The organism is Actinosynnema sp. (assembly GCF_052038725.1).
The window spans coordinates 1-3,641 of sequence record NZ_JBQGCX010000407.1 but is presented as its reverse complement, the minus strand read 5'-3'; the positions used below and the strand labels follow the sequence as shown (position 1 = coordinate 3,641).

General features: G+C 74.3%; 3 protein-coding genes. 2 read left to right on the top strand and 1 reads right to left on the bottom strand.

Annotated elements, in window-relative coordinates; genetic code table 11:
- Positions 1-1,590, top strand: a 1,590-nt coding sequence (locus ACTUAL_RS08225) for a DUF885 domain-containing protein (RefSeq protein WP_440899823.1), incomplete at its 5' end; no start/stop codon positions are given.
- Here the strand turns inward: ACTUAL_RS08225 and ACTUAL_RS08220 are convergent.
- Positions 1,582-3,054, bottom strand: coding sequence for an amino acid permease (locus ACTUAL_RS08220; RefSeq protein WP_096491883.1), 1,473 nt, complete (start codon positions 3,052-3,054; stop codon positions 1,582-1,584). The genes ACTUAL_RS08225 and ACTUAL_RS08220 overlap by 9 nt on opposite strands.
- A gap of 237 nt (positions 3,055-3,291) precedes the next feature.
- Here ACTUAL_RS08220 and ACTUAL_RS08215 point away from each other — a divergent pair.
- A partial coding sequence (locus ACTUAL_RS08215; protein ID WP_440899822.1) for an enoyl-CoA hydratase-related protein occupies positions 3,292-3,641 on the top strand: 350 nt, incomplete at its 3' end.

Here is a 3,641-nt window from a genome sequence, read left to right as displayed (position 1 = left end):
GACCCGCTGATGGCGACCCTCATCGGGGTGCCGGGGTGGGACGACCGGCTGCCCGACCCGCGCGCCGAGGCCGAGGCCGGGGCCGCGCGCCGGGCGGCCGAGCGGGCCGCCCGCGCCGCCGAGGGCGACGACGACCCGATCACCAGGGCCGTCGTCGCCCAGCAGGCCGCGGGCACGGTCGCCAAGCTCGGGGCGCGCCTGGTCGAGCACACCCACGCCGAGGGCTTCAACGCCCCCGTGCCGCTGCTGCTCACCTCGCTGTCCATGGTCAGACCCGCGTCGGGCCAGGGCGAGCTGGACTACCTGGCCCGCCTGCGCGCCGTCCCCGGCGACCTGGAGGCGCTGGCCACCCGCCAGCTCGACTCCGACCGCCGCCCGCTCGCCCACCTCGTCGACGCCGCCGTCACCCGGCTCGACCGCCACCTCGCCGACCCCTCCGGCCCGCTGCGCGTCCCGCCGCTGTCCGCCGGGCCCGCCGCCGAGCGCGAGCGCCTGATCACCGAGCTGGTCGACCCCGCCCTCGCCCGGTACCGGGACGTGCTGCGCGAGCGCGTGGCCCCGCGCGGCCGGAGCGCCGACGAGCCCGGCCAGTGCTGGCTGGCCGACGGCGAGCGGCACTACGCCGGGCTCGTCGCCGCCTACACCACCACCGAGCGCACCGCCCGCGAGCTGCACGAGGTCGGCCTCGGGCTGGTGGCCGAGCTGGACCGCGAGTACGAGGAGATCGGCGCGCGCGTCTTCGGGCCGCTGCCGGGGGCCGACGCGCGCGAGCGGGCCGCCGGGGTCAGGGCCAGGCTGCTCGCCGACCCGGAGCTGCGCTGGACCGACGGCGCGCAGATGGTCGAGCTGGCCCGGCGGGTCCTCGCGCGCGCCGAGCTGGCGGCGGGGGACTGGTTCGGGTCCGTGCCCGCCAAGCGCTGCGCGGTCGCCACCGTGCCCGACGACGAGGCCCCCAACGCGCCGCTGGCCTACTACGTCGACCCGGCCGTGGACGGCAGCAGGCCGGGCACGTACTTCGTCAACACCCACCGGGCGGCCGAGCGGAACCGGGTCAGCGCCGAGGCGGTCGCGTTCCACGAGGGGGTGCCGGGGCACCACTTCCAGATCTCCCTGGCCCAGGAGCTGACCGACCTGCCGCCGCTGCGCCGGTTCGCCGCGTTCGAGGCCTACCTGGAGGGGTGGGGGCTGTACGCGGAGCGGCTGGCCGACGAGATGGGGCTCTACAGCGGCGACCTGGCCCGGTTGGGGATGCTCAGCGCGGACTCGCTGCGCGCCGCCAGGCTCGTGGTCGACACCGGGATGCACGCGCTCGGGTGGACGCGGGAGCGGGCCGTCGAGTACCTGCGGGCGAGCACGGCCGCGCCGGAGGCGGACGTCCAGGCCGAGGTGGACCGGTACATCGAGGCGCCCGCGCAGGCGCTGTCGTACATGGTGGGGCGGCTGGAGATCCAGCGCCTGCGCGGGGTGGCGAGCGACCGGCTCGGGGCCGCGTTCGACATCAGGGCGTTCCACGACCTGGTGCTGCGCGGCGGCCCGCTGCCGCTGGGCGTGCTGGCCGACGTGGTCGACCGGTGGTGCGGGTCAGCCTGAGCCCGGCTCGTTCCGGTCGGCGCTCCGGCCGCCCTGGTCGGCGAGCACCGAGTGCCGCTTGCCGTAGGCGTAGTAGACGACCAGGCCGATGGCGAACCACACCGCGAACCGCAGCCACGTCTCCGGGGCCAGGAAGGTGATCAGCCACAGCGAGAACACCACGCCGACCACCGGCACCACCGGCATCCCCGGCGTGCGGAACGTGCGCGGCAGGTCCGGCCTGCGGTAGCGCAGCACGATCACCGCGACGCACACCACCACGAACGCCAGCAGGATGCCGATGTTTGTCAGCTCGGCGGCCTCGGCGATCGGCAGGAACCCGGCGATCACGGCGGACGCCGCGCCCAGCACCCAGGTGGTGCGGGTGGGGACGTGCTTGGTCGGGTGGGTCTTGGCGAACCAGCGGGGCAGCAGCCCGTCGCGGCTCATCGAGTAGCCGACGCGGGCCGCGCCCATGAGGAACGTGAACAGCACCGTGGTGATGCCCAGGACCGCGCCGACGGAGATGACGATGCCCAGCGCGGGCAGGCCGACGTCGGCGAAGGCGGTGGCGAAGGCGCTCTCGGTGTCCACCTGCGAGTACGGGACCATGCCGGTCAGCACCAGGCAGGCCAGCGCGTACAGCACCATCGAGATGGCCAGGGAGTACAGGATCGCCTTGGGCATGTGCTTGCGCGAGTCGGTGGACTCCTCGGCGGCCGTGCTCATCGCGTCGTAGCCGAAGACGGCGAAGAACACCGTGGCCGCGCCGGTCAGCGCGCCGGAGATCCCGAACGGGAAGAACGGGTTGTAGTTGGCGGTGTCGATGTGGAACGCGCCCACCACCACGACCAGCAGGACCACCGCGACCTTCAGGTAGACGAGGGTGGTCTCGAAGCGGGCGGCGTTCTTCATGCCCTGGTTGAGCACGAACGCGATCAGCAGGCACAGCAGGGCGGCGAACAGGTTCACCTTGTAGCTGCCGGGGGCGGCGTCGCCGGACTCGGTGCCGGGCGCGCCGAGCATCCACTCCGGCAGGTGCAGCCCGAGGAGGCTCAGGAGCTCGTTGAAGTAGCCGGAGATGCCGATCGCGACCACCGCCACGATCGCGGTGTACTCCAGCAGCAGGTCCCAGCCGATGAACCAGCCGACGATCTCCCCGAGCACGGCGTAGCCGTAGGTGTAGGCCGAGCCGGCCTGCGGGATGAGGCCGGCGAACTCGGCGTAGGAGAACGCGGCGGCGGCGCTGGCGATGCCCGCGACGAGGAACGAGATGAGCACGGCGGGTCCCGCGGTCTTGTTGGCGACCGCGCCCGCGAGCGAGAAGATCCCGGCGCCGATGATGCCGCCGACGCCGATGGCGGTGAGCTGCCAGAGACCGAGCGTCCTGGTGAGCCCGCCGCCCTGGTGCGGGCTGTCGCCCTCCAGGACGGGCTTGCGCCGGAAGACGCCCCGCCCCTGTCCGAACCCGCTGTGCGCAGACATCCGCCCGCTCCCTCGTGTTGATCGACCGTGCAGTGGCGGCCGAAGCTACGCGGATCTCGCGGCGGTGAGGACACGCTGGGGCAACGCGGGCCCGCCCGGTCCCGGCCCGGTTCGGGGAGCCGCAGGGAGCGGTGGGGGGTTTGTGGCGAGGTGGGCGGATCAGGGGGGTGCGGGGTCGCGCGGGCGGCGCCCGCCGACCGCTGGCAGTGGCCGCCCGCGCCGTGGCAGAGTGCCCGCATGGCAGCAGAGCAGCTGGTCCGCTACGAGGTTCGGCGCGGGGTCGCGACGGTCGTGCTCGACTCGCCGCGCAACCGCAACGCCCTCTCCGCCCGGCTGCGCCGCGAGCTGCTCGCGCACCTGGTGACCGCGCTGGCCGACGACGCCGTGCGGGTCGTCGTCCTCACCCACACCGGGCCGGTGTTCTGCTCGGGCATGGACCTCAAGGAGGCGGCCGTGATCGGCGCGGGCCACGGCCTCATCCCGGGGCGCGGCTTCGGCGGCATTACCGAGCGCCGCCGCACCAAGCCGCTGATCGCCGCGATCAACGGCGCAGCGGTCGCCGGCGGGTTCGAGATCATGATGGCCTG

Bases quoted from the DNA above. Each gene is read 5' to 3' on its own strand.
- ACTUAL_RS08220 (WP_096491883.1), bottom strand. From the start codon at position 3,054: ATGTCTGCGCACAGCGGGTTCGGACAGGGGCGGGGCGTCTTCCGGCGC.